Source organism: Anaerovorax odorimutans DSM 5092 (assembly GCF_000426305.1).
Lineage (GTDB): Bacteria > Bacillota > Clostridia > Peptostreptococcales > Anaerovoracaceae > Anaerovorax > Anaerovorax odorimutans.
Genome location: NZ_AUFC01000002.1, coordinates 54,100 through 80,100, shown reverse-complemented (window position 1 = coordinate 80,100; position 26,001 = coordinate 54,100). Strand labels below are relative to the sequence as shown.

General features: G+C 34.0%; 23 protein-coding genes. 1 reads left to right on the top strand and 22 read right to left on the bottom strand.

Annotation, left to right across the window (positions count from 1 at the left end):
- Positions 1-14: 14 nt before the first annotated feature.
- The 9 genes from K292_RS0102105 to mutT form a co-directional block, all read right to left on the bottom strand.
- The gene (locus K292_RS0102105; protein ID WP_027398451.1) at positions 15-563 is read right to left on the bottom strand and encodes a hypothetical protein; all 549 of its coding nucleotides are present in this window, start codon (positions 561-563) and stop codon (positions 15-17) included.
- Positions 564-940: 377 nt separating this feature from the next.
- Entirely contained in the window at positions 941-3,424 is a 2,484-nt protein-coding gene (locus K292_RS0102100) for a LuxR C-terminal-related transcriptional regulator (RefSeq protein ID WP_027398450.1), read from the bottom strand.
- Positions 3,425-3,610: 186 nt separating this feature from the next.
- Positions 3,611-3,874 (bottom strand): DUF3795 domain-containing protein, encoded by a 264-nt coding sequence (locus K292_RS0102095; RefSeq protein WP_027398449.1) that lies wholly within the window; start codon positions 3,872-3,874, stop codon positions 3,611-3,613.
- 20 nt (positions 3,875-3,894) lie between these two features.
- The gene (locus K292_RS0102090) at positions 3,895-4,152 is read right to left on the bottom strand and encodes a TfoX/Sxy family protein (RefSeq protein WP_027398448.1); all 258 of its coding nucleotides are present in this window, start codon (positions 4,150-4,152) and stop codon (positions 3,895-3,897) included.
- A 398-nt stretch (positions 4,153-4,550) separates the two neighbouring features.
- Complete coding sequence (locus tag K292_RS15610; RefSeq protein WP_051280156.1) at positions 4,551-5,528, bottom strand: CPBP family intramembrane glutamic endopeptidase; 978 nt, start codon at positions 5,526-5,528, stop codon at positions 4,551-4,553.
- A 93-nt stretch (positions 5,529-5,621) separates the two neighbouring features.
- Positions 5,622-6,953 carry a sensor histidine kinase gene (locus K292_RS0102080; protein WP_027398447.1) on the bottom strand — a complete coding sequence of 444 codons (1,332 nt, stop codon included), beginning with the start codon at positions 6,951-6,953 and terminating at the stop codon, positions 5,622-5,624.
- Positions 6,954-6,966: 13 nt separating this feature from the next.
- A complete protein-coding gene (locus K292_RS0102075; protein ID WP_027398446.1) occupies positions 6,967-7,671 on the bottom strand; it encodes a LytR/AlgR family response regulator transcription factor in 705 nt (234 codons plus the stop codon).
- Positions 7,672-7,919: 248 nt separating this feature from the next.
- Positions 7,920-9,740, bottom strand: coding sequence for a DUF2075 domain-containing protein (locus K292_RS15605; RefSeq protein WP_037372220.1), 1,821 nt, complete (start codon positions 9,738-9,740; stop codon positions 7,920-7,922).
- A 280-nt stretch (positions 9,741-10,020) separates the two neighbouring features.
- Positions 10,021-10,422, bottom strand: coding sequence for an 8-oxo-dGTP diphosphatase MutT (gene mutT, locus K292_RS0102065; RefSeq protein ID WP_330364886.1), 402 nt, complete (start codon positions 10,420-10,422; stop codon positions 10,021-10,023).
- 573 nt (positions 10,423-10,995) lie between these two features.
- Here mutT and K292_RS0102060 point away from each other — a divergent pair.
- The gene (locus K292_RS0102060) at positions 10,996-11,364 is read left to right on the top strand and encodes a hypothetical protein (RefSeq protein WP_027398444.1); all 369 of its coding nucleotides are present in this window, start codon (positions 10,996-10,998) and stop codon (positions 11,362-11,364) included.
- Positions 11,365-11,675: 311 nt separating this feature from the next.
- Here the strand turns inward: K292_RS0102060 and K292_RS19225 are convergent, their stop codons facing one another.
- The 13 genes from K292_RS19225 to K292_RS0101990 all read right to left on the bottom strand — a co-directional run bounded on the left by K292_RS19225 (position 11,676) and on the right by K292_RS0101990 (position 25,858).
- Positions 11,676-11,810: a hypothetical protein gene (locus K292_RS19225; protein WP_281168522.1), complete on the bottom strand. Its 135-nt coding sequence runs from the start codon at positions 11,808-11,810 to the stop codon at positions 11,676-11,678.
- Between the two features lie 79 nt (positions 11,811-11,889).
- A complete protein-coding gene (locus K292_RS17630; RefSeq protein ID WP_027398443.1) occupies positions 11,890-12,888 on the bottom strand; it encodes a hypothetical protein in 999 nt (332 codons plus the stop codon).
- Between the two features lie 11 nt (positions 12,889-12,899).
- Positions 12,900-13,025: a hypothetical protein gene (locus tag K292_RS19220; protein WP_281168521.1), complete on the bottom strand. Its 126-nt coding sequence runs from the start codon at positions 13,023-13,025 to the stop codon at positions 12,900-12,902.
- Positions 13,026-13,330: 305 nt separating this feature from the next.
- The gene (locus K292_RS17625; protein ID WP_156900442.1) at positions 13,331-13,567 is read right to left on the bottom strand and encodes a hypothetical protein; all 237 of its coding nucleotides are present in this window, start codon (positions 13,565-13,567) and stop codon (positions 13,331-13,333) included.
- Positions 13,568-13,889: 322 nt separating this feature from the next.
- Positions 13,890-14,633, bottom strand: coding sequence for a class I SAM-dependent methyltransferase (locus K292_RS0102035; protein WP_027398442.1), 744 nt, complete (start codon positions 14,631-14,633; stop codon positions 13,890-13,892).
- A gap of 116 nt (positions 14,634-14,749) precedes the next feature.
- A complete protein-coding gene (locus K292_RS0102030) occupies positions 14,750-16,393 on the bottom strand; it encodes an ABC transporter substrate-binding protein (protein ID WP_027398441.1) in 1,644 nt (547 codons plus the stop codon).
- 20 nt (positions 16,394-16,413) lie between these two features.
- Positions 16,414-17,355 carry an oligopeptide/dipeptide ABC transporter ATP-binding protein gene (locus K292_RS15590; RefSeq protein WP_156900441.1) on the bottom strand — a complete coding sequence of 314 codons (942 nt, stop codon included), beginning with the start codon at positions 17,353-17,355 and terminating at the stop codon, positions 16,414-16,416.
- 21 nt (positions 17,356-17,376) lie between these two features.
- Positions 17,377-18,162, bottom strand: coding sequence for an ABC transporter ATP-binding protein (locus K292_RS15585; protein WP_051280150.1), 786 nt, complete (start codon positions 18,160-18,162; stop codon positions 17,377-17,379).
- Positions 18,155-19,039 carry an ABC transporter permease gene (locus tag K292_RS0102015; protein WP_037372218.1) on the bottom strand — a complete coding sequence of 295 codons (885 nt, stop codon included), beginning with the start codon at positions 19,037-19,039 and terminating at the stop codon, positions 18,155-18,157. The genes K292_RS15585 and K292_RS0102015 overlap by 8 nt, the downstream gene beginning before the upstream one ends.
- Positions 19,040-19,049: 10 nt before the next feature.
- Positions 19,050-19,985, bottom strand: coding sequence for an ABC transporter permease (locus K292_RS0102010; protein ID WP_027398439.1), 936 nt, complete (start codon positions 19,983-19,985; stop codon positions 19,050-19,052).
- 1,018 nt (positions 19,986-21,003) lie between these two features.
- Positions 21,004-23,535 (bottom strand): (2S)-3-sulfopropanediol dehydratase, encoded by a 2,532-nt coding sequence (gene hpfG / locus K292_RS0102000; protein ID WP_037372217.1) that lies wholly within the window; start codon positions 23,533-23,535, stop codon positions 21,004-21,006.
- 26 nt (positions 23,536-23,561) lie between these two features.
- A complete protein-coding gene (gene hpfH / locus K292_RS0101995) occupies positions 23,562-24,512 on the bottom strand; it encodes a (2S)-3-sulfopropanediol dehydratase activating enzyme (protein WP_027398437.1) in 951 nt (316 codons plus the stop codon).
- Positions 24,513-24,748: 236 nt separating this feature from the next.
- The gene (locus K292_RS0101990; protein ID WP_027398436.1) at positions 24,749-25,858 is read right to left on the bottom strand and encodes a response regulator transcription factor; all 1,110 of its coding nucleotides are present in this window, start codon (positions 25,856-25,858) and stop codon (positions 24,749-24,751) included.
- Positions 25,859-26,001: the final 143 nt, after the last annotated feature.

Sequence of the window (26,001 nt, the reverse complement as noted above, 5' to 3'; positions counted from 1 at the left end):
TCACCACTGAAAAATTAAACTCCAGCTGTATCCTCATCCTTTTTAATAGTATCAGAACCAGAAGCGCCTTCAAGATATATAGCACTTGAATGAAGTCTATTGTACCATTTCTCTGCCTCATCAGATGTCTCACATGAAATTTCGATATTGGCAATAAAAGCGGGATCTACAACCCAGTAACATGCACGTGGAGTCTTTTCTCCTGTGTCCAGATCTATAGCATCATTAATACCAATTACCGCATTATCTTCTAATTCCTCTCCTTTAACCGGTAAAATACGATCCAAAAATTCTTCCGGGGTTTCATTGTAGGTATTGGGAGTGATCCAATATTTCATAACAACATTATCTTTTGTAGATGTAAAACTCACCATTTCACTTTTATCAGGATCTCCCTCTGAATCAAATATATCCGTATAACTAAGCATCAGTTGATTTTCCTCATCAAAATAATTTTTATATTGATAGTTTTCAGATACATCTTTAGATGGTTTCGCAACATTGCATGCACATATAACCAAACTTAAACATATTAACATAATTAAAATTAATATTCTTTTCATTAAAAACACCTTTCCTATTTTCTAATTAAATTTATAAACTTTAATAAAAATTCTACAGACTTGCTACTATTATTTCTCAACTCAACTATTTTTCTATCACTTTCCTATGTAAGCAACGCTTTCTTCCTATGAATTAAAGATTCCACCTCATTAATAGGATACAGTAAACCATTTTTTATGCACCCCCCATTTGGGTGGTTTTAACCTCTTTTAATCTAGTTCTTAGCATATTAATTTATACGTAATAAAAAAATAGCAAAGCAGTCGGAACTGATTCGCTATAAAGTCTAACTTATTGTGGTCACATCAAAACCACAAACATTTTTATTTATTTATATAAAAGACCACATATTAAACGTATGAACATTTTTTATTATTTAAAAATTTACCTTAGTGAGCTGAACTTTAGAGTGAACATCAAGCTTGCTATAAATAATCCTCAGTGCTGATTTTACAGTATTTACAGAAATAAAAAGCACTTCGGCGATCTGTTTTACAGAAAGACCATCCTTTGCCAGCAATGCGATTTCCCGTTCTCGGGGTGTTAAAACATTTTTCTGCGATAAAATAAGTTTACTTATAGTTTTCATCCCCTTTTCCTGACGTTTACAAAGAGCCACTACAGCGTCTAAGCCTTCCCAGTCAGAAACCTCTGGACGTACCAATTCTAATAAAGGCATAATAGCATTGCCATGTTCTGCAAAGGGTAGATATACTTTGTCTGGCAGAGCAATATGAAGAGATTTCACCAAAAGTTCTTGTGCTTCTACACGCTGTCCCTGCCTATACTTGGCAACAGCAAGATAAATCAATGAATATACCTTAGGCAACAAATAGTTCATCTCCTCTGCCATTCCCATCATTAACCCGGACAGACCGTATAGTTCATTGTACCGTTTATCTATTAAAATAATCTTACCATAAAGCAAATGACCGTAAGGTATTGCCTGTATGTACAAAACCTTTTTCATACTTTCAAGATCATAAATCCAATCTGCTAACCCTTTTGTTTCACCCAATACCAACTTTAATGACATTATGCAAAGCTCGACAGCGCGCAGTATGAAACGATCAACTGGGGACGCAATATACCTGTTTAAGCTGTCCAAAGCCACCCTAAAAGCATCTACATCCCCCCGTAGTATTGCAATCCGAGCAAGCACAAGCTCGGCACAAAGACATAGTACTATCTGGTTTTGGCTTCTTCCCAAATACAGTGCCTTGTGACATAAAGCCTCTGCCTCTGCATCCGCACCTTGTAAGAGCAAAGACTCTGCCCTCATAACTATATTTGCACTTACTCCATGACCCTGTACTAGCTTAGAATAGATTGGCATACATTCATCCATATCATCAAGTTCTTTTTCAAGCTCTCCTGTTTTCCTCCAAAACATATTTAGAACAGAAACGTTCCCAAATGTCCACGAGGTATCTGGAATCAAAAACAGACTAGGCCCATCCAAATATGCCAATGCAATTCTGTGGCCCTTACTCATTTTCTGAATATCGTTGTAATCATCAAAGGATGCCAGTAAAGCAAATTCACCCTTAATCCGGTTAAATTCTGCTTCAGACATCCTTTCCGAATTTTGAATTACACTAGTAACTAACCTGTACAATTTGATATAAGATTCCTGCTGTCCACCCATATATAAATGAAAAGCAAATCCCACGCTTGCCATTGGATACTTGCACAGTATTTTCTCCGGACAACTGTTCACAAAATCAGTGATAAAGTTCAACACGTCCCTTTCCTTTTGATTGTTCAAATACACCCCGTCGAATGGTAGAGAAAGAATGGCTTCATAATCTTGTATTTTGTAGTAAAATCGTGCCGCGGCATAGTAATCTCCCACATAAGCACAGGATTTCCCCGCCCTTCTCAGTATAAGCGTCTGAAACCTCTCAGGCTGATGATTATAAAATCGACTTTTCAAATAATCCTGCAATATACTGTGTAAAGTATACTGATCTTTTTCTGGTAAATATCGAATAAACGCATTTTCATCCAACAAGTTCAATATGCTTTCAGGCAAGGTAACTTCGTCCATCATGATTTGAGCTTGTCGGGTAGTAAATCCATCAAGCACGGACATCGAAAGCAAAAAATTCCTTTCGCCATCTGACAGCAGATTCCACACAGCTGTTTTTACAAGCAATTCAATATCAGTAGTACGTGCAAAGGTTCCTGTTTGCTGATAGTTAATCATTTGCAACCTTATTGCCGATATCCAACCTTCGGTACTATTGTTTAAGGCATTCAGTTCTTTACCGGTCAAGCGGATGCCAGCCATTCGAAAATAAGATGATATAGTTTTCCTATCAAACAACAAGTCGCTGTTGTCAATTCCATAAATATTTGCATGGTGGACTGTAGTACTATAACTCTCTTTTAATTGCTGTGTAATGAAAACGATATGTAAGTTGGAATTGCCATGTGTTGAGAAAGCATTTATCATATGTCTTGGAAGATTACTACCCACAAGCTGATAATTGTCAATCACTAAAAAGGTTTCGCTTTCACAGCGAAGTGAACGTAAGTTGAGAGCCATGTCTGCCAGTGTATCTACAGTTGGAAGGTCTAACTTCTTGAGAACCGAAGCGGTTCCATCATCAATCAGACTTAACATATCACAAATACCACTCCATGCTTTTGCTGGAGTTTCACCTAAGCAGGTATACCAATGTTGCACTACATGTGGCTTGTATGCTTTCAAGTATTCTCGCACAGCAGTTGTCTTACCAAAACCTGATGGCGCTTCTACAAGCGTTAGAGGATACTGATCCATCCCCTCCATTTTTTTTATAAGTCGGTGAGGTAAATAAAATAGTTTATTTATTTTTTGATTTTCTTTATTCATAGGCACTACTCCTATTTTTTATAATTATGAGTTTAACAATTCATTTAATTAGCAATTTGTTTTTTATTTTTATATTTCACTCTACCCTCAATCCAGCCTTCTATAATGAAGAAGTTAATCACAAAAAATATAATAAATGATGTAATATTAAATACAATCAAACCAGTAACTAAAATGTAAATATTTTTAATGTTCTTCCTCTAGCCATATTCTACATTGAGTGATTTTCACAGTGGGATCAAATCCTTGTTCTTTACCCATATTGGATAGCATTTCACATGGAAAGTCACCACATTTACCACAATAATCTAAACCTTTTTTTTCACAGCAGCATTTTACTTTACATTCACCACCCCAAAATGGCATTTCCATTTCGATACAACCTTTACAATTGACTTGCTCTTTACGCTCACAATTATTACAACGTACACCACATCTTGATTCAAACATTATTATTTCTCCAATCAAATTTATAATTTAAAACTGTTATAAAACTCCTTGAGCTCATGCTTAACATCATCACTCAAGAAATGCCACCGTACACCTTGAATGGCACCTTCCAAAGCGCATAGACGATTATAGCAAGCAGACGGATCAATAGTCTTAATGCTAAGCCAAGCCTGTTTACTCCCGACTTCTTTTAGCTTTTCTGGCGTATCAATACCAACTTGCAAAAGTTGTTCTTCTAAAATCTTTCTGATATTGGGGAGTTTTGGTAATTCACTCATACTCTTAACCTCACACATTATATAAATAATCAATACTTATTTAACATACTTCTTTTACAGAAATATTATTTTTATCAAGTTTATTTAATACTACAACTTTAATCACCTAAATTCAACTAAAGGAATACATATCTTTAAACACAATCCACCTCTCACCATCAAAATTCTCGTTCCTATTCCCTTGTTAGACTCTGTTCAAAATATAATCCCCAAATTCTCTTGATATCCGTATGATCTACTCTCCTTACAGTAAAACCTTGATCCTTTAGACTCTTTTCTATACGGAACAGATATGCAGAAATACATAGTAAAAATACTAACCCAATAAGTCTGATATTTAACAGCATACTATAATTTTATATTTTCTGTACTTGGTTGACTCTGATATAAAAGAAATATTAAACTGTCAACTTTTCGATTCCCGATATTCCCATCAGTATTTGAACAATTAAAAAAATTAATATCCATACAGAAGTAAAGGTTACTCCCAATAAACCTTTTTTCACTTTTATCCTTTTGATAAATTCCCTAACCTCATTTCTTTTCAGCAATATAATAGCAATTGCCCCTGCGCAGAAAATACCTTCAATTACATAAAATAAAATGGATTGCATGGATTCATTCAAATTTGAAGTCAGATATGGAAGTAAATCCCCAAAGACAAAATTATTAATAACATGTAAGATGATAGACCATTTTATAGAATATTTCATGGCTACATACCCAAGTACCAGACCAACCATAGCTGCAAACATACTTTGAATCAGATTACCATGAAAGGCTCCAAAAATCACTGCGGACATAAAAATAGCATAATAATCCCCATATTTTTGAAAGCCTCTCATAACAAAACCACGGAAAATAATTTCCTCCGAAATGGGGCCAATAAAAGAGGCATATAAGAGCATAGATATAGTAGTACTATTACTAGAGGCACTTTCAATCTCCCCTAAAATGCTCAATCCAAATTGATTGAGGCAAGCCTCCATTCCCATACCTGTTAAATTAAAAACAACCTGAACAGACATAAAAAACGTTAGCAATATCAAAAATGACCTTCCTGTCATTTTATCCTGCATATGAAAAATTAATCTACGGTAATTACATTTTCGAAAATAAGCAACTAAAAAGAGTAGCCCCAAAAAAACCGCAACAATACTTGAAGTTCCACTATTCATAGCCTCATCAAGAACAGAATCAAGACCAAGCTGATCATCAATAAAAAATGGTATAGATCTTCGAATCATATCTATAGTAACAATTAATAACATTATTAATTCATAAATAAGTATACCTCCGGCCAATTTATTTGTGTTTTTTCTGCACTCTTTTTTATTCCATTGTTTTTCATTTATTTTGACATTATTCTCCAACATTTTAATCTCCTTTGCTATATTTTTTCTATGTTTCTTTATCAATTATAGCTACAGACATTTCACTATAGTAATTTTTGTTGTGAAACGCTTCAATTATGTTGCAGATTGCATAAACAAAATGATTTCTAGTATAAAAAAACTCTGATTCTCTTTATTTTCCAAATAATACTCCATATGTCCATTATATTTTTCTACTGCCATTCTTATATTACCCAATCCAAATCCATGATTGATATAATCCCTCTTTGTTGTGAAAAAAGTAAGAGTTGATTCTCCTTGTTCCACTGGATTACAAAACATAAGGAACTGAATTGAATTCTGCTGTTTAAACTGTATCTGGATTTCCTTCTCTGGAATGCAACTATCTTTTAATGCTTCCACTGCATTATCTATTGCATTGGAAAATATGGTACAAAGGTCAATTGCATCAACAGTCATATAACCTAGTTTACCTTCTATTGAAATAGAAATCTGATCTTTTTTAGCATTGGTCAACTTTTCATTTACTATTGCATCCACAATATCATTACCAGTGTGGAGTTCCCTATCTATCTGCTGAATCTGTGTATTTAAATCCAGAATGTATTTACTGGTCTCTTCATATTTTTCTTCCAAAATTAGATTGTATAGGCAGGCAATATGGTTTTTCATATCATGGTGTACTCTTCTAGTCTCTCTTTGAGTCTCTTGATATGTCTTAAAATGCTCCAATTGTGCCTTTAAATAATGTTCATTAAGGATTGCTGTCTGTTGAAAATAAGTCTTGCCATTTCCCTGAATCACCATTATTATTATTGAAGTTTCTAAAAAAGCTACTATTAAAATTCCAAAGCCCACAAAACATTTGGCATAGAGTGATTCAATTTTAAACTCATCAACACATAAAACTAAGACTGAAAACATCAAAAGAAACACACCAGTTGTGTTGATTAAATTTCTTTCCAACTTGGAAAGGGTTCTATTATTGATAATTTCATCAAAATGTCTTCTCCATTTTTTCCCCTTACATAGAAACAATATAAAGCTTATCCAGAATATAATATCAAATATCCCCATCCAAGCTAAATCTGTATTAATAATGGAATGCATGGATTTTGAAAATAAATACAAAAAAGAAACGGGCAAAACTATAAAAGAGACTATCATACCGCAAATTGGAAATACTAGAAACAGACCTCTTAGTTTGTTTTTTCCCCTTGAAAGAAAAACCAGTACACTAAAGAACATAAATGGTAAAGCAACATTCATTATATCTTCGTTAATAAAAAAGCTAATTATAAATTCACTAAAGAAAAATGCTCCAAGGAATAAATACCATGTATGTAAATTATTAAAAAACTTCTCAAAATATATGTACTTTCCAATTAATATTAATAAAATTAAAAGTTCTGTGTTACCCATTATCATGTATAAATTTTCAAACATATCTTCACCTGTCTTATCCTAATACGCGTAAATAGTTCCTCATGGATATTTTAAAGTCATTCCTTTTTCCTCTGCTTAGTGGTATCTCATTTCCGTTTTTCATCATGATTTTCTTTCCATCAAAGAATTTGACAAATCCTAGATTTATCAAATAACTTCTATGCGGCTTATAAAACATCTGCTTTGGCATTTGTTCTTCCATATTACTCAATTTTTTTCGAATTAAGTATTGTGTATCTTCTAATAACACATTAATGTATACATTTTCACTTTGTATATATTGGATTTCACTCCAATTTACCAGTATGGTTCTTTCTCCATCCTGTAATTCTATTTTACTATCCAACAACCTTAAGCTATCAAAATCATGCAGTGTTTTCACTAATTTTTCCATCTTCAGCGGCTTATCAAGAAAGCGGAAAGCATCTACTTCATAGCCTTCCATTGCAAGCTCCGTATGACTTGTTAAAAATATAATTGGAATTGACTGATTGATTTTCCTGATCAGTTTGGATGTTTCTATTCCATCTAGACCTTGCATTTCAATATCCATAAAAATCATTTGAAATTCCATAGGATATTTTTTAAACCTATTCATAAAATCTATTCCAGATGAGAATACTTCGATTTCAACTTCTAACATACTATAATGCTCTTCCAGTTTCCCCTGTAAAGCCTTTTGAAAATTAACCTCATCATCACAAATTGCTATCTTCATCCTATCACCTTAAATAACTTAATAATAATCTAATTTTTAGACTATTATAATAGTACTCTTCTTTTCTAAAATTATCTTTATTTACTTCTATTCTTATTGTACTTCTATAGGAAATAGTTAACAAGAACAGGTATCTTTATTTTAAAATGCTCTCACTTTATAAAATTTACTAATAAAACTCTTTATAATTACATCCAATTTAATTTCCCCTAAACATATCAAAATTTTACTTAATTATGCTTTTCCATTTATAACTCTGTAACTCCGCTTAAAATAAGTGTTTTGTATGTATTATCTAACTCTTGATAATTTGGAATATATATAATAAACCCATCTCTTCCTCTAGTTAACAAAACCCTATAACTATTTATTCTTAACTGATTAGGGTCTTTTGCTTTAGCTCCTATTTGCTTAAACTTTTTCCATTTAGTCTTTTCCCAAATCAAGTCCTCACCCCAGCACACAATTGGCATATCAAGCTCCAAGCCTTGACACGCAAACTCTGTAGCAACTCTATTCATTTTACAACATGATAGTTCATTATCTGCTCCATAGTTAAACCAAGGTCCTACCTTTAGTTGTTTAGTCGTATTAAAAGAATTATCCACATTAAACTTAGGCAATATTTTTGCTTTTGACGATGCCAATAGTCCATATCTTTTCTCATTATTATTTATATATCTATTACTACAATATCTTTTTGCCTTATTTAAATCTCTTGTTACATACATATTAAAACCTTCACAATTAATTTTGCTTGATAGTATCTTTGCGTTTTTAATATCTCCTTTTAATAATGAGTCAGCCCATAAAGTTACATCTTCCGCAAGATGAGATCTTAATGTAACATTTAAATCTAGTTCATCTGCTACTCTAACTTCTACTACATCATTAAATAGGTTTGCTAATTTACTAGGACATACAACCTTCCATCTATTATTACTCTTATTAATAGCATCTTTCCATTGCTCTATTCCTGTCTCTTCTCCATTATGTATTTTTTGTCCTTCACCGATAAGACCTAAAACTACAGCCCACGTTGGTATTTTATCAGCTATATTGATCATTAAATCTGGTTCAGAAGCATCAATTCTATGTTTTTCCTTAACATGATTAAGATCCCATGCTCGTTGTGCCTCATCAAAAACAACAATATTTTCTTTAGTTGTTTCTCTTTTCATTAAACCATAATATTTTATGTAGTTTCTAAGAGGTTGAACAAAAACTTTACTATTTAATGCATGCTGTAATACTTCAACTAATGGTCCATTTCCTGATAAAAAAACTGATTGTTTGCTATTATCATCTTTAAAACACTCATACACAAATTGAAGTCCTAGGAGAGTTTTTCCTGCTCCTGGAACACCTGTTACTAATGCTAAAATTCTTTCTTCATTTTCTTTTGCCATAAGAGATAATTCCTTCAGTAATTTTATTGCCTCAGGTATACCAACACTATTAGCTTTTCTAATATATGGCAATGGTTCTTTTATATATATTTTCTTTGCTGCCTGAACTAAAGTCGGTAGAGGTTGATATTCCGAATCAATCCATGCTTCTGGATCATAATCAATCCCTTCTCCATCTAAAGAATAAATAATTTCTCCAAGCCTATCTGGAGAGCAAGCTGTAACTTTGCCGAATGATTTAAGTTTACTTACAGATTTAGTAGGAATTAATATAGGTGAAACAGATTTCATATGTGAAAATTTATGATAATTCTTTATATCTCTCGAATATGCTGCAACTTGATCTAAATCTGCCCTGCTAATTCCACTCTTCTCTTTAAACTCAATCACAACAATATTTTCTTTCATTAATATTATTAAATCCGGTCTTCTACCACCTTCGTGTGGCAATTCATATTCAAATATTAAATAATAATTCTTATCTTTATAACTTTTCATATTTAATGCAATTTTATCATAACAATCATCCCATGCGTTTATTTGAAGTTTTCCGGGTTCCTCACCACATAATTGATTATAATTTATAATCATTTCCTTAAGCCAATTTTCTTTTGTTAAAATTAAAAACTCACTTATAAACCCTTTATAACAACACTTCATTATTTATCACCCTACTTATATTCATTTTTCATATGCCCTCTTATATAAGAAATCTGATCTTTATTCAGATTTAATTTTATGTTTTCATTAATATTTAACAATACATAATTTTTATCTTTTATATTTTTGAAATATAGTAATTTTCTTCAATTATTAAAATCTATTAATCAATTATCAAATAAGACATTGTGTAGGACATAATAATATTTAGTCGTTCGTTATCGTTTCATTTTACCAAGGATTACAATGACTTGCTATTAATAATTCTTTTCTTTTAATTTTACAAATTACGTTCTTGCTTCCTCTTCTTTAGCTTTTCTATTAAGGGTATATCAGCTGGAGCAAAATCAAATCTATCAAGTTCATTAATATTAACCCATCTAGTCTGATCATGAACTGACAATTTAATTTCACCTTCTACTATTGTTGATAAGTATGCCAATAACCTTATTTCTTCATTAGAATATTTATAAATGCTTTCACCTAAAAAATCACCTACTTCAATTTCTATGTTTAATTCTTCTTGTATCTCTCTTTTTAAACATTGCTGTGGCGTTTCTCCTTTTTCTATCTTTCCGCCTGGGAATTCCCACTTTCCCTCTAGCTTTTCATTTTTTCCTCTTTTAGCTATTAATATTAGATCATCATTAATAATAACTGCTGCTGTAACATCTTTTATCAAATTTATTCCTCCTAAAAATTGAGTCTATCTAATTATAACCATATTATACCATAACAGAATTATAAGACAATTTGAGAATGATTTTTGGATAACTTTCTAAAAATTATATTACACGATTAATTCTTTATAAATGCATTATAAAAATTATTATTCACATTAATAATTTTACTTTACATAACCATTCTAAATGTCGGTTTAATCCAATTTGGTATATTTGCCAGTGTGTCTTTTATATGGCTACTAAGAGTGATAAAAAACTATCAATGAAAGTATCAAGACATTCAATTGGAATTATTCATGGAACCAATTGTTTTTGCATACTAATATATATCCATTCAGGAATGTTGCAATTGTAAGCCACCCCTTTTCTTTAATCAGAATCGCATATTTACCCTTGAAAAGGAAAAATGAATCAAAATATTTAAGGTATATCCAATTCTAGAAATCTTAAGAAATGTATTACTATAACTTAATATTAATCATTTATAAAGTATTTATTAAAAATGTGATGTATTTTGTTGTAATTTGCGATAAAATACATCATATAGAAATTTATAAAAGGAGTATACAAATATGCACATAACAAAATGGATTATAATTATAGTAGTCTTAATCTTAGTTATTATAGGCCTTATATTTTACTTACGTATCAGAAGAAAAAAGCTGTATCAAATGTTTGAACAAGTTTTTGAGTCATCCAAACAAATACCAAAACAAAAAAAACATAGCTTTCTCCTTTTTATGTTTAAAGAAAGTATTATTTCTGCCAAAAATAAGAAAGTAAATCTTCAAAGCAAAATGAACAACCCAAAATTTGTAGAATCACAACTCATACAAATGGGAAATATTTTAAAAAATCCATCGAAAGTAACCGATAAGAATATGAAACATGCACTTCAAATGTATAATGCATATCTTCAATGGGAAAAGTCAAAAGTTTAAAGAGATAAAGAGACTAAAAAAGTCTGTAAATAATAAAATATAACACATAAGTATAATCTTTAATATAATTTTACCTATGACTTTAAGGCTGTCAATATGAAATTGGCAGCCTTAAAAAAATCACTTTAAACTTTATATGTTATTGAAGGAATTAATATTCTAGAATTAATTTCTTCAATAACATTAATGGTATAAGTTCATTTAATATAAATTTGAAAATGCTAACTCTTTTTATTGAAAAAAGTTTATATTAGTAATTAATATAATCACTAGTACAACATATCTTTATTTTATGAAATACACACTAACAATTAAAAGGCAATAATATTAATATCACGATTTTCAGCTGAAGCACTCGTTACATTTATTGCACCTGTTACTATAACCCTTACATCATAAGTTGTGTTTTCCGTGTATGCTAATGTATCAACATACGTACCTGACAATATATCCTTATTTGTTCCAACCCATTTGACCGGATCAGTTTTAAATTACGAAGAAGTTTATTTCCGTCCACAATGTTGATTAATTCAGCACAAACTCAGAATACACAGGTGTAATACCAATACTGCCATCCTCTACAAATAAAACGCTAGAGCCGGCTGTAGTGGTAAAGCAATAATTCGTATCTTCGAACCAGTTTGAATCGTTTACAGTGAGATAAATGGCAATTTCGCCCGTGTCGGTGGCTCCTGTATGCCAATTCCCACTTCCGGTTGTCATTCCTTCTCCAGTATTTGCGTAAATTAAAAAGCTCATGTCATCTTTGAGGGTAACACTTGGACAGTATTCTGCCGCATTATAAGAATATCCATATGAATCGGTTGCGCAGACATATTTGCCTATTCTTACACCATCAACTGTAGTTTCCTGACCGGTTTGATTTTCTACCATTGCAATTGCAGTATCAAGCTGTTCCTGGGTGAAAACACCTCCCATAATAAGAAGATGCGCAAGCGCCTTATTACCACCATTCATCGGTAGAGGTAATGCATTCCAAGATACCAACACAGCGTCAGCACGGCGAAAATCATTAGTGTCAACATCGCTTGTCATCAAACCAATCGAGCTAGCAAGCGTATATGGATTATTCCATGTGAAGTCTCCTCCGTTTCCATCTGAATAACTCAAGGCACGCAACATGAAAGTAAGATATGTATAGCCCTCTGCTATGTCATTAGCTCCAAACTTCGTATCAGAAATTCCAACTGTATAGCCCTTATTATAGGCATATCCAACATATGCATCTGCCCATTTTGGAACATCTGTAAACGGGTGTGCCCAGTTGCTGTTTTTAGCAGCAGCTTCTTCCCCGATCATTCTTATAAATAATACTAGTGTCTCCGTACGTGTCGGCGCACGTTCAAGATCAAAATTGGTGTCTGAAACGCCTTTAAACAGACCTAAATATTTAAGTCCCTGTGCTCTTACCTCGGCTTGCGTATAATCTCGCGCACTGACCGAAATTGGTAAGGAACTAAAGCATATAATAGCTATCATTAGAATTATAATTCTTTTTTTCACTAGATGACCTCCTATATCAAAAGAACATTATTTTGGGAATCAAATCCTCTAACACTTATAGAAAAATAAAAATCAGCACCCTCTCCTTCCTCTATTTCTTCTTTATAAAGCCTTAAATAAACATATCCATTATTCATATTTCTCTCCATTTAACGAGATTTGAAGTTTGCTGTTATCGTTTTTACGCCCGCAGCCGTTAAGATACCCAACAGTACAAAAATCATAAATACGATGGATTTTTTCATAATAATAATTTTTCTTTTATCTTGGTGCCTTTGATATTCATTTTATGAAAAAAATATAATATAGTACATGGACTGTATTCACATTTATTGGTAAAATCTTCACATTTTAAATTTTATAATTAATAATAGTCATGATTTAAGGTAATCTTCCAATTCATTATAAGCTTTACACTATTTTTATTTAAACGCAAAATTTCTTATCCCAAACGTTCTTCGAGATTTTCAAATACATTTCTGGTATTTTCCTTTTCCTTACCATCTATCAGCACATTATGGCTTCCAGAGCTTAAGATGATCATAATTATCTTTAATTTTTCTGGCTCCCCGATTGCATACGTTCTGTGAATGACACATTGTAATTGTCCTCTGAGCCCAAAGCAATAAATCGTAGATGCCAGCACTAACATTTCTGCCGATTCTAATGCCTTGTACACCTCCTGCATATCGTATTTTTGAATGAAATAGACGTGTCCTTTGGTATGACAATCCTCTCAACCAAGATAAAAGTATAATCCCTTCTCTTCATCAACCAAATGGATATACACCATATTTCCATTCTTGCCTTAACATAAAAAAACAGAATCCGTAGATTATTAATTTTACCTGCCGACTCTGCTTCATAATTTTTCACTCAATTTTGTCTTGTAAACTGACTTAAATTTTTTAAGTTTGAAATATATCATCTATATTTTTATCCTTTTTCCAGGAAAAAAACGTCATTTTTTTCTGTTTTTTGCTCTCAATTCAGTATGAAGCTCATCTTTTTGCCGCAATCATAAACATAGGTGTTGAATGACTCATTATCTTCTGCTCATCGCTCCATAATCTTTCAGTAACATCAATATCACAATAAATTGTTTTAAGGCCTATTTCCAAAAGCGTATTAATATCCCATTGCGGACGTATTCTGGCACACATAGGCATACTCTTTCTGTAATCTTCCTGTTCCTTTGTAATATAAGGTGCAGACTTATTAAATGCTTTCTCATAGTTTACCATATCCTCATTATATTTACACATATATTCCTCATCATAGAATCTATGATTCCAATTTGCATCAAATATAAGTATTTTCCCGTTTTTCTTAAGTACTCTTTTCCATTCAGTATACGCTTTTTTTGCATCAATCAAAGTCCATGCAACATTTCGGCTTATTATAAGGTCAAAACTTTCATCTTTAAAATCAAGCTTATGGCTATCCATAACATAAAACTTTGGTGATACTCCAACCTCAGCCGTATTTCTTTTGGCTTCCTCAATCATTGCTTCTGTACAGTCAATAGCTGTTACATTATTTCCACTAAGTTCCATAATTATAGCAAAAAAACCTGGTCCTGTGCCTACATCAAGCACTTGCATACCACTTTTTTGCGATACATTTTTCTGTATAATATCAAGCCATGCCTGTTTTAAAGGTCCTTCCAATTCTCTTTTAACAATATTTGTGTAATTTGACGCACCTTCAGTCCAGTTTTTCTTTAATTTTTCTTCAGCTATCATAAATATTTTCTCCCTTTTATTATATAGTCATAAAGCAATCACCTTTTATAAAAAACGGTAGCATACAGACAAGGTACTCCCAAATATGCCACCGTTTAAAACCTGCTCTAATTTAGTTACTTAACATCTAATGTTGTCCAGTTTACTGGTGCATAGTTATTTACACCAGGTTCAAATTTTGTAACTTTTTCACCGTTTACAGCAAATGCTGTTACTGGGTAATATAAAGGCACAGTTAATACATTTTCACTAATATAGCTAAATACCTTGTCATAACTTGCCTGTCTTTTAGTTTCATCAAGTGTTAAAAGTGTTTTCTGGATATACCTCATTAATGTGTCATCCATCCATACCTGACAATCTCCATTAAGAGAGCTTAATGGCATAAACAATTCTCTTATTGAGCTGTGTGGAACCCATGAATCTGATGATGTTCTAAGGAAACATAAATCATAATCCTTTGTATTCATATGGGCATCTTCATAACCGTTTGCATCAAGTATATTTAAATTGACTTTTATTCCAACCTCCATAAGCTGATACTGAACATACTCTGCCATAGACTTCCATTCCGGAAATTCATCCGCTGATAATGTAAGTTTTAATTCAATATTCTGTCCGTCCTTTTCAAGGATGCCATCACCATCTGTATCAGCAAGTCCAGCCTGTTCAAAAAGTTCTTTCGCCTTTTCCTTATCGCAATCATAAGAATAGTTGTTTTTTTCTGTTGTATAAGGCACTGTAGGCTGATATAATCCGTCGTCAGCAGGTGCTCCAACTCCATTAAAAAGATTTGTTACCATATCTTCTTTATCAATAGCATAGTTAAATGCAAGTCGAATATTTTTATTTTGTAATAATTCATTGTGCTGGTTGAAGAACATAAAGTGTGAACACATTGTAGGTTTATTATAAAAATCGAATTCTCCGCCATCTCTTACATCTACAATACTTTCCATCGGTATTTTACCCATAAGATCTCCACCAATAATGTCAATTTCACCACTCTTTAATGCCATAAGTCTAGCCTGTCCATCTACAATAACTTTAAATCTTATTCTGTCAACTTTTGGTTTTTCACCCCAGTAGTATGGATTAGGCACGAGTGTAAACTCCTCGTCTTTTGTATATGATTCAAACATCCACTGCCCTGTTCCTATTGGTTTGCCAAGAAATGTTCCGAGTGCATCCCCTTTAATCGGTTCAACTGCATTTTCGCTCAAAAATCTTACTGGTCTTGGGTATGTAAGTTCATTTAAAATTGAATATGCTGCTTCTGTGAATACAATTTTAACAGTGTATTCATCTAATGCCTCAACGCTATCCACTTTGTTGGAGGTTAATGATGAATGTCTATCATTATTAATCCAACGTTTCATGTTAAACACTACATTGTCTGCATTAAAGTCACTACCATCTGAAAACTTAACACCTTCTTTTAAATGGAATGTATATGTTTTTCCATCTGGGTCAATATCCCAGCTTGTAGCAAGCTGGGGAATTATGCCTTCTTCTCCACCATCTTCAACAAGACCTTCATAAATCATTTTGTATACAAAATGTGGTCCTCTATAAGAAGCCGCATCCATTTCATCCATAAGGGCATCCCTGTATATACCTATTACAACTTCCTTTTCCCCATTTGCCTCTGCTTCATTAATAGCAGAGGATCCAGTTGTTGTACCGCTGTTGCCACAGCCTGATAATGCTATTGTACCCATTATCATTGCCGTTAATAATACTAAAGCCACTTTTTTCATTTTATTCCTCCTAAAAAATACTATATTTTACACAAATGACAGCTTACATAATGACCATCTTTAATTTGTGTTAAAATCGGTTTTTTATTTTTGCATATTTCCTTTGCATAAAGACACCTGTTTTGAAATGCGCACCCTTTTTTTGGAACAAATATCTCATCTGTTTCCTTAAATAAAATCTTCTTTTCACTTCTGTTATGTGGGTCAGCAGAAAGCGCCGCTGCTAGAAGTGCTTTTGAATACGGGTGTTCTACATTCTCATCCATTCTAGGTATTATTTCCATGATATTTCCAAGATACATAATAACAACCTTTGTGCATATTTTATTTACTGCCGAAAGGTCATGTGAAATAAAAAGATAAGTAAGTCCAAAATCATGCTTTAAATCTAAAAGGAGCGTTAAAAGCTGATTTCTTATAGCATAATCAACGCTTGACACTGGTTCATCGCAAACAACAAATTCAGGATTAAGTATTAAAGCCCTTGCAATTCCTATCCTTTGTCTTTGACCACCACTTAACTCGTTGCCATATCTTTCAAGATAAGAATTGTTAAGCCCTACTCTTTTAAGAAGCAACGTCATTCTTTTTTCTTTTTCTTCATAGGATAACTTAAAGTAATTATTTAATGGTTCAGATAAAACCTGCCTTACTGTAAAGTAAGGATTAAAAACATTACTACTATTTTGAAAAATCATCTGCATATTTTTTCTAATACTTAACATTTGGTTAAAAGAAAAATTTGTTATATCCTGACCATTAAAAAACACTTTTCCGCTTGTTAGCTTTTCAAGTTTAAGAAAAATTTTCCCCAATGTGCTTTTTCCGCAGCCACTTTCTCCTACAAGCCCAACTATTTCTCCTTTCTCTATTGTAAGGTTTACATCTGTTAAAGCATAAACTGAATGTTTTTTTATTTTACCATAACATTTATAGGCATTTTTCACTTCAATAAGACTCATTGTGACCTCCATTACCACATTTTATGAAATTGATCTAAGCAACGATTTTGTATATTCGTGCTTTGGAACATCAAAAACATCAAATACTGTACCGCTTTCCACAATATGTCCATTATGCATAATATATACATCGTCTGCCATTTGTGCTACAACACTCAAATCATGGGTAATAAGTATAATTGCCATATTTTTTCCCTTAAGTTTATAAATTTCATCAAGTATTACTGCCTGTATAGTTAAGTCAAGTGAAGTTGTAGGTTCATCAGCAATTAACACTTTTGGAGTCGATAAAAGTGCCATAGCAACCATAGCTCTTTGACACATACCACCACTAAGCTCAAATGGATAGCTTTCCATAATTTTTTCTGGTTCTCTTAAGCCAACCGCTTTAATCATTTTAATACATTTTTCAATACATTCTTTTTTTGAAATTTGCTTATTATGTAACTTTATAGCTTCAATGAGCTGCTTTTTTATTTTAATAACAGGATTTAATGCTCCAGACGGATCTTGAAAAATCATGGAAATATCTTTACCTCTTATGCTACAAAGCTGTTTTTCAGTCATTTTAAGCATGTCTTCCCCCTTCAGAAGTATTTCTCCCCCAATAATCTTTCCATTTCCTTGTATAAGTCTCAAAATAGAAAGTGTTGTTACAGATTTTCCGCTGCCACTTTCTCCTACAATCGCAGTTATTTTCCCTGAAAAGGCTTTCATACTTATGTCATCAACAGCCTTTATTGTTTCTTCTTTTTGATAAAAATAAGTTTTTAAATTTTTAATTTCAAGTATTGGTATCTCATTCATACTTTACTCCTTTTTGGCTATTACCTTCTCCTGAAATCGGCAGTAATGCACTATTAAATCCTTCTCCAAGCATATTTAGACCAAAAACCGAAAACATTATCGCAAGTCCAGGCCAAAGCATTAATATTGGATTAGTTGTAATAAACTGTCTTCCATCATTTAGCATAACTCCCCAATCAGCCTGAGGTGGCTGCGTTCCAAGACCTATGAATGAAAATGCCGCCAAATGCATTATAATAGCTGCAACTCTAAGAGTTGATAAAACTATTATTGGTGAAACAGAATTTAAAAAGATATGGTTTATTATTATTTTAAATCTTGAACTGCCGCAGGAAACCGCTGCTGTAACAAAGTCTTTTTCTTTGATTTTTATAACAGTACCTCGTATAATTCGTGCAAAAGGTGCCCACCATAAAAATATGAACACAATCATAATATTTTTCATGCTCGGGCCTGCAATTCCTACTATTGCAAGGGCAAGCAGACTTGATGGAAAAGTAGAGGCAATATCTGATAATCTCATTATCAGATTATCTACCCAACCTCCAACATATCCGGCCGTAATTCCAAGCGGAATACCAACTGCAAGTATTGCTGCAAGAACCACAAGTGCGTTATATAACGAAACTCTTGTGCCATAAAGTATTCTGGAAAATATGCATCTTCCCATATTATCTGTACCCATAGGAAATTCCAATGATGGAAGCTGTAGCTTTCTTGAAAGTACAACCTCGATAGGGTCATGTGGTGCAATTTGTGAAGCGAACGCCCCTAATATAAGAAACACCAGTACTATTACCAGTCCTGCAACAGCCAACTTATCCTTCATTAAAACTTCGATAATATTTTTAAAAAGTCTTTTATTTTCACTTTTCATATCCTACACCTTAATCTAATTGAATTTTTGGATCAATAAATACATAAATTATATCTAATGCCAAGTTAAGCATTATATATGTAAAAGCAACCACCATTATATAGCATTGTATAACAGGAAAATCCTTAAGCTTAATACTTTCTACAGCAAACTTCCCTATGCCATTCCAAGAAAATATTGTTTCAATTGCAAAGCTGCCTGATACTAATATACCAAAATTTGTACCAAGCATTGTTAAACATGGAACCATTGCATTTTTAAGTCCATGCTTAATAAGTGCCATCGTTTCACTTAATCCCTTTGCTCTTGCCGCCTTCATATATTCAAAGCCTTTTATTTCCACGAGATTATTTCTCAAAAGCCGCACATATGTAGCCATAGGCGCAAGACTTAATGTAATTGCCGGAAGAAAAATATTTTTCATTTCACTTCCTGAAATAACAGGAAAAATTTTCAATAATACTGCAAAAACAAACATTAGCATAAGCCCTACCCAATAATCTGGCATTGTTGCTAATGCCGTACATAAAAGCCTAAATATATGGTCTGGTAATCTGTTTTGATACCTTGCCGATATTAATGCAATTGGAATTGCCAGTAAAAGGGAAAAAAATGTTGCAGTAATAGCTAATTTTAATGTTGTCGGAAACCGTCTTGCTATTTCATTGATAACAGGTTTCTTAGTCTGAAAAGACGTTCCGAAATCAAACTTAACCACCTTTTTCAACCAATTCAAATATTGTTCAGGTAAGGACTTGTCAAGACCAAACTCACTTCGCACAGCTTCAAGATTTTCTTTCGTAACCTCTACTCCATCTCCTCTAAGTGTAATCGCCGCCGCATCGCCTGCAGAAAGATTGCTTAATGTAAAAGCAAGTACTGACACTATAAATAGCATAGGTATTACCTGTGCTATTCTTTTGATAATAAATCTAACTTTTTTCATTAACGCCCTCCCTTATTGTCACAAATAATCACACTTCTTAAAAAAAATAAAGGTTAAACAATCCATTCATAAACGGACTCCTTAACCTTCATAGTTAAATTTCTACATTTTTTAATAAATAGTAAATTATTATTCCAATTAATCACTTCATGCGATTTAATACCTCAGTATAATACACCAATTTATTTTTTTTGTCAATATACTAATACATTTTTATAATATTCTTATTTAGGATTACAATACATGTGTTATATTTACTCAAAAAATAAATGAGGAAAACTTCTAAATTGTGTTATGTCTAAGTTATTACAACAACACAGGCACAGAAAGGAGGTTTCCATATGGCAAGTATAATACAAGATTTAGCTTAGGTTAGCTTTCTTGTTTTTGCTGTGAAAGTTCCTGTTTCAGCAGCAGCTCAATTCTGTAGTCTAAGATTTTTTCCTTTCTTTGCCACGGTCTAAACTTATAAAAATCATTCTAAATCTCTGTAATTGTAGGAATTTCTTACACCAGTCTATTGAGTACATCCAAATCAATGCGCCCTACAATCCTTTTCAGTGCTCGATACAATCCTCTTTTAATCCAGGAAATGTATCTGATAGGAAGTAAATGTGGAGTTTATATATAAATGAAATTTACAGCTGCTTAAGAAATCAGAAAGTTAAATATTCATAAAAAATTCATACAGGTACTTTCGCTATAACTAAACTCTTTTCATATAGCTCTTTTGCCTTAACATAATTTTTTTCTTCTCAAAGAAATACATATCCCCCATCCAATGTATCCCAAGGATTATTCGGATAGTCCTGTACTAACTTGGTATACTCAGATTAGAGCCAATTCTTCTACTTTTGCCATACAACATTTTTTCCCGCTTCCCATGTGGACAAAGTTCAGTTCTTCCTATCATACCCATATAAATTCCTTTCTCTTTTTATTTCAACATATTCTTGCCTATACCGCCTAATGTACAGCCTCCATCTTCTATAAAAGATTTTATTGGAGTAATTAACTATTAGAAATGAAGCTCTGTACGCTGAATCAAATCCTTCTGTAGCGGCTTACCAAGTTCTACAAAGTAAGCGCTGTATCCGGCAACACGTACCAGCATGTCTTTGTAATCTTCAGGCTTCTTCTGTGCAGCTCTCATCGTTGCCGCACTCATGACATTAAACTGAACATGCATTGCCTGCTTAGCAATATACTCATCGATGAAGCTTACAAGATTTTCTCTTCCTTCTGTACCTGCAATAGCCTCCTGCGGGAACCTAAGGTTCAGCAAAGTACCATTAGTGGCAAGACTGTGATCAACCTTGGTTACAGAGTTTGCAATAGCAGTCGGTCCGTTAATATCGTGAGAACCACCTTCCGTATGTACCGGCCCCATGTTGTCAGAGATAGCCTCACCTGCTTTACGACCATCAATGGAAGCGTTAGTATTTATACCCATACCTACATTTGCATTTACAGAGTATACACCCGGACTGAACTCACCGCCTCTTGGAGTCTTTCGGCCTGCAATATGTCTGCAATAGCATTCGAACATATATTTGAACAAGTCATCTGCATAATCGTCATCATTGCCATAATGATGAACTTTTGAGCTGTTTACAAGAGCATAGAGAGCCTCGTGGCCTTTCCAATTGTCAAGAACTGCCTGAAGCAGTTCTGCACCGGTATAGCGCTTTTCATCGAACACCAGCTGCTTAATCGTAGCCAATGAATCTGCACAGGTGCCAATACCACTAGCCTGCGGACCAATGCCGTTATATTTAGCTCCACCCTCTGTCAGATCATTACCAGTAGTAATACAACCCTCAAAAAATGAGGAAACAAAAGGAAGAGGCTTACGTTGTCTATGTGCTTTGTCGATGATATTCAGGCTGCTGCACATCTGATCACACCAGTAAGCAAACTGCTTGTCGACACTCTCTAGAACCTCTTCGAAGTTCTTGTAGGTATCAAGGCTGCCAGTATCCGGTCCAAGGTGTCCACCGATAGCTCCGCAGTTTTCCCATCTTGCACAATGAGGTCCGCAATCTAGACAGCGCCCGCCATTAATTACCATTTCCATCATCTTTGCGGTATTCACATATGCGGCATCATGCCAGCCGTATTCCTTACCGGGAAGATCAGGCTCAACGCAGCCGATAACCGCATAGTCTCTTGCCTCTTCAAGCGTCATACCCTTCTTCATCATAGCCTTGATAGTTGGGCCGTCATTGAAAATCTTCGGATGTCCATAACCTGCACGAATACATTCAACAGTCTTCACCTTTAATTCATAAGGTGTATTTTCATGCATACGTACTAAGAGCCAAGGGTTCATCATACGTGTATGTGCAGAAGCTTCCAACATCAACATGGTCAAATCATTGGTCATATCATTTCCATGGCAATCTACGCCGCCAATGGTCAGGCACTCACCACCGAATCCACGGCCATTTCGTACGATTACAGTTCCCTTATCCTTCAGCTTAGTAGGGTTGTTCATCTTAACATACTGAACCTCAATAATCTCAAGAGCCCATTCCTTTGTGATAATACCATTCTTTATATCAGCCTCATAATAAGGATATAGCCATTGATCCATACGACCGTAGGAAATTGAATGTCCATTTCCTTCAATTTGAGTAAGAGTTGTAGCAAAATTGAATAATTGTATCGCCTGCCAGAAAGTCTTTGCCGGACCACCTGCTATCTGATGGCAGTTTGCTGCCATGGTTTCAAGTTCTTTCTTTCTCTTGAGATCCTTTTCTGCTTCAGCGCGCTCTTCAGCCAGTTTTGCATAACGCTCAATGTACTTTTTAGCAGCTTTAAGTGAAATGATCATTGCCTCGTAGAAGTCCCTCTTATCGGCATAGTCTGGATCTTTCTTAGTCAGCTGTGTAAAAGCTGCCTTGGCTTCTTCAATCAAGCCATTAAAGCCAACTCTCATCAGCTTTTCATAGTCCAGAACCAGGTGTCCAACACCTGCATAATGATATAGATTGGTCTGAAAAATCTTTTTACCTACCTCAGAGCCCTTGAGCTGATCCTCTTCCAGTCTTGAATTTATAAGATCATCAACTGTCTTCCCTACCCAGTATTTACAAAGCTCTACAATTTCTTTCCTGTCTTCGTCATTTCTTATGTAGAACTGATCATGTGCACGCTCCTCAAAAGGGAAATGCTGTACTTCATCAATTATCCAGTTTACAGAAAACTCCGGATATATGGGTGATGCCTTTGCCGGTGCTGCTATCTCGCCCAGTATGATATCTTCGTCATAGATTTCCAGGTTTACATTGTTCAGGATATTCTCAAAGGCATAAGCGCACCTAAGCTTTGTTGTACATCCTTCATGTTTCTTATAGGCCTCGGTAACCAACCTTAACCTCTCCACGTCAACGTCATACGGTCTGTCTAAGAATGTCTGTCTAAGATGGTTTACCCGCGGGAACGGAGACCAATCTTCATGGTGAACCTGATAGCCCAGACTGTAAGTATAGTCAAAAGGCTCTGTTCCGCACGGTGTTTTACACTTGTTTGTATTCATAGAATTCATTACAAAACATCTCCTTATAAATTATTTTATTGTTTTTCTTTCGTCCCTACCTGGCAGTGGATGCCACGGCTGTTGAAATAGTCAGCTAGTTGATTGATATGCTTCTGAAATGATCTCCTGTTAACCTTGACATCCTCCATCTTGTATGGCATGTCTAGCGAGAGGTATTTCTCTTCTCCCAAACGCATAAAGCTCAAAAGTTGTAGTGTTCTAACACGACCACCAAGCTCGTCAATCATAAAATCAGCAGTAGCTTTTATATTATCCATATCGTCATTTATATTGGGAATAATCGGAACCCGCAGAATGAGTTCACGTTCTTCATTCACCAGTCGCTTCAAGTTTTCCAGAATCTTAGTATTGTGTACTCCGGTGTACTTTTTATGGATATTGGAATTCATATGTTTGATATCCGAAATAATAAGATCTGTGTATGGCAGAATCTTTTCAATTTCTTTCCAGTCAGCATAGAAGGTGGATTCAAAACAAGTGTGGATTCCTTCGTCTTTGCAAGCTTTAAAAAGCTCTGCAACAAAGTCGCTTTGAATCAGAGGTTCGCCGCCGGAAACCGTAACACCGCCACCGGATCGATCATAATATCCCTTGTCCTTGCGGATCTCTTTCATACATTCTTCCACGGACATGAACTTACCCCATTGCTTAATCGCATCCGAAGGACAGGCATTATAGCAAGCAAGGCAATTGGTACATTTACTATAATCTATAGAAGTAAGTTTACCTCGCGTAAAATTCAGTACACCCTCCTCGGGGCAGACTCTCTCACACTCGCCGCATTTTTTGCGTGAAATACATTTGGTTTTGTACACTCCCAGCTCTATAGAAGCAATCTGACTCTCGGGATTGCTGCACCAATCGCATCTCAGGGGACACCCTTTCAAAAACAATTCCGTACGAATGCCCGGTCCATCGTGGATGGTAAAACGCTGAATATTAAATATAATTCCTTGCCGTGGCAATTGATTCCCTCCGTCCAATAACAATAGATGTTATTTATTTATATTGATATATTAGATATTCTTTTTTTAAATTTATCATTCTTCCCACCCCATCTTAGTATAGGATATATGGATATTCCAGAACATCTCTTATATGAAAATTATATCAAAACCAATATTAAAAAAAAAGTAGCCATTCTCACTATTTTAAATAGGGAAGATTCCCTATTTAAAATGAGAATGACCAAATATGATAATTATCGTTCGATATTTTTGAGCAATTTGCATAATTGGAAACGGCTTTTTACTCCACACTTAGTATAAATATTCTGCACATGATTCTTGACGGTATGATAGCTCAGCACCAGTTCGTCGGCGATGGCCTGATAGGTAAGTCCATCGTATAAAAGCTCCGCTACTTTCCACTCTGACTGTGTCAGATGCAGTATTGTCCCAATATTGTCAGGAGTCTTTCCTTCCTCGTTCTTGGAAATTGTAATCCAATGATACCTATCTATGATACCATGTGAATAACACTGGTCATAGGTGTATATTTTAAAAATATAGTTTTTGATGATACTAGTCTGAACACGATTTGTAGCGAGTATATCATCCCCACCTCCCAAAAGGAAAGGTAGCCATGCACAGGGTTTTGTGTTACTCATCTGATCATCAATAGATGATCCCAGAATGTCTTCCAGATAACTCAGCGCAGTCTTGTTATAGCTCATGATGTGATTGAAGTCGTCAGTGATCAAATAAGCCTTTTCACCTGAGGAAATTATTTCATTCTGAATGTTGGAGATGATCTTTGCCTGTTCATGCTTTTTAAAGTTTTTATAGGAATTGGCCATATAGATATAGATTTTATTCAGCTCCTCCATTTCCTCATCTGTAAAATCGCCCTCCTCCAGAGATTTAAAAAAAATAATTTGAATGTAAGCATTGATACCTAAAGCCATGGTCACACTGTAATGTTCGTGGAAGTTTTCTTCCATAAAGCGAACATATGCGGAGTTATCATAATCAATGGAGTCAATTATATCTGTGGATTTATAGAGTCTAGGAACGACATTGAAATAAGTCAGGTGGTCACGGCACGCATCCTGATAAGCCATATGTCCTATCACATCATTTACGGCAAATTTTCTGTATGGATGTTCTTCACAGTTGATGAGAATGCCATTTCGATCTGTCCACGAAAGGAAATTATTATACTTATCAAAGCACAATATTAACACATTTTTCAAATCCAAATTTTTATCTAGAGAATTCAGTAAAACATTACTGAAAAATTCACGTGCTGATATTTGACGTTCTGACATTTCCAAGAGAAAATCCAACTTACAGACATCTTTATATTGCATAACATCCTCCTATATCGTCTGAAAAGCCCTATTAATTATTTCTTTTGCAACATTCTTCAGGTATAATCTTATTGTAACACCTGGAAAATATTGTTTCAATTATTAAAGTAAAAAGTACCAGTACCCATGAACTGAACTTTAAA

Coding starts and splice junctions, on each gene's coding strand:
- K292_RS0102105 (WP_027398451.1), bottom strand. CDS start 563: ATGAAAAGAATATTAATTTTAATTATGTTAATATGTTTAAGTTTGGTT.
- K292_RS0102100 (WP_027398450.1), bottom strand. CDS start 3,424: ATGAATAAAGAAAATCAAAAAATAAATAAACTATTTTATTTACCTCAC.
- K292_RS0102095 (WP_027398449.1), bottom strand. CDS start 3,874: ATGTTTGAATCAAGATGTGGTGTACGTTGTAATAATTGTGAGCGTAAA.
- K292_RS0102090 (WP_027398448.1), bottom strand. CDS start 4,152: ATGAGTGAATTACCAAAACTCCCCAATATCAGAAAGATTTTAGAAGAA.
- K292_RS15610 (WP_051280156.1), bottom strand. CDS start 5,528: ATGTTGGAGAATAATGTCAAAATAAATGAAAAACAATGGAATAAAAAA.
- K292_RS0102080 (WP_027398447.1), bottom strand. CDS start 6,953: ATGTTTGAAAATTTATACATGATAATGGGTAACACAGAACTTTTAATT.
- K292_RS0102075 (WP_027398446.1), bottom strand. CDS start 7,671: ATGAAGATAGCAATTTGTGATGATGAGGTTAATTTTCAAAAGGCTTTA.
- K292_RS15605 (WP_037372220.1), bottom strand. CDS start 9,740: ATGAAGTGTTGTTATAAAGGGTTTATAAGTGAGTTTTTAATTTTAACA.
- K292_RS0102060 (WP_027398444.1), top strand. CDS start 10,996: ATGCACATAACAAAATGGATTATAATTATAGTAGTCTTAATCTTAGTT.
- K292_RS19220 (WP_281168521.1), bottom strand. CDS start 13,025: ATGAATAATGGATATGTTTATTTAAGGCTTTATAAAGAAGAAATAGAG.
- K292_RS0102035 (WP_027398442.1), bottom strand. CDS start 14,633: ATGATAGCTGAAGAAAAATTAAAGAAAAACTGGACTGAAGGTGCGTCA.
- K292_RS0102030 (WP_027398441.1), bottom strand. CDS start 16,393: ATGAAAAAAGTGGCTTTAGTATTATTAACGGCAATGATAATGGGTACA.
- K292_RS15590 (WP_156900441.1), bottom strand. CDS start 17,355: ATGAGTCTTATTGAAGTGAAAAATGCCTATAAATGTTATGGTAAAATA.
- K292_RS15585 (WP_051280150.1), bottom strand. CDS start 18,162: ATGAATGAGATACCAATACTTGAAATTAAAAATTTAAAAACTTATTTT.
- K292_RS0102015 (WP_037372218.1), bottom strand. CDS start 19,039: ATGAAAAGTGAAAATAAAAGACTTTTTAAAAATATTATCGAAGTTTTA.
- K292_RS0102010 (WP_027398439.1), bottom strand. CDS start 19,985: ATGAAAAAAGTTAGATTTATTATCAAAAGAATAGCACAGGTAATACCT.
- hpfG (WP_037372217.1), bottom strand. CDS start 23,535: ATGAATTCTATGAATACAAACAAGTGTAAAACACCGTGCGGAACAGAG.
- K292_RS0101990 (WP_027398436.1), bottom strand. CDS start 25,858: ATGCAATATAAAGATGTCTGTAAGTTGGATTTTCTCTTGGAAATGTCA.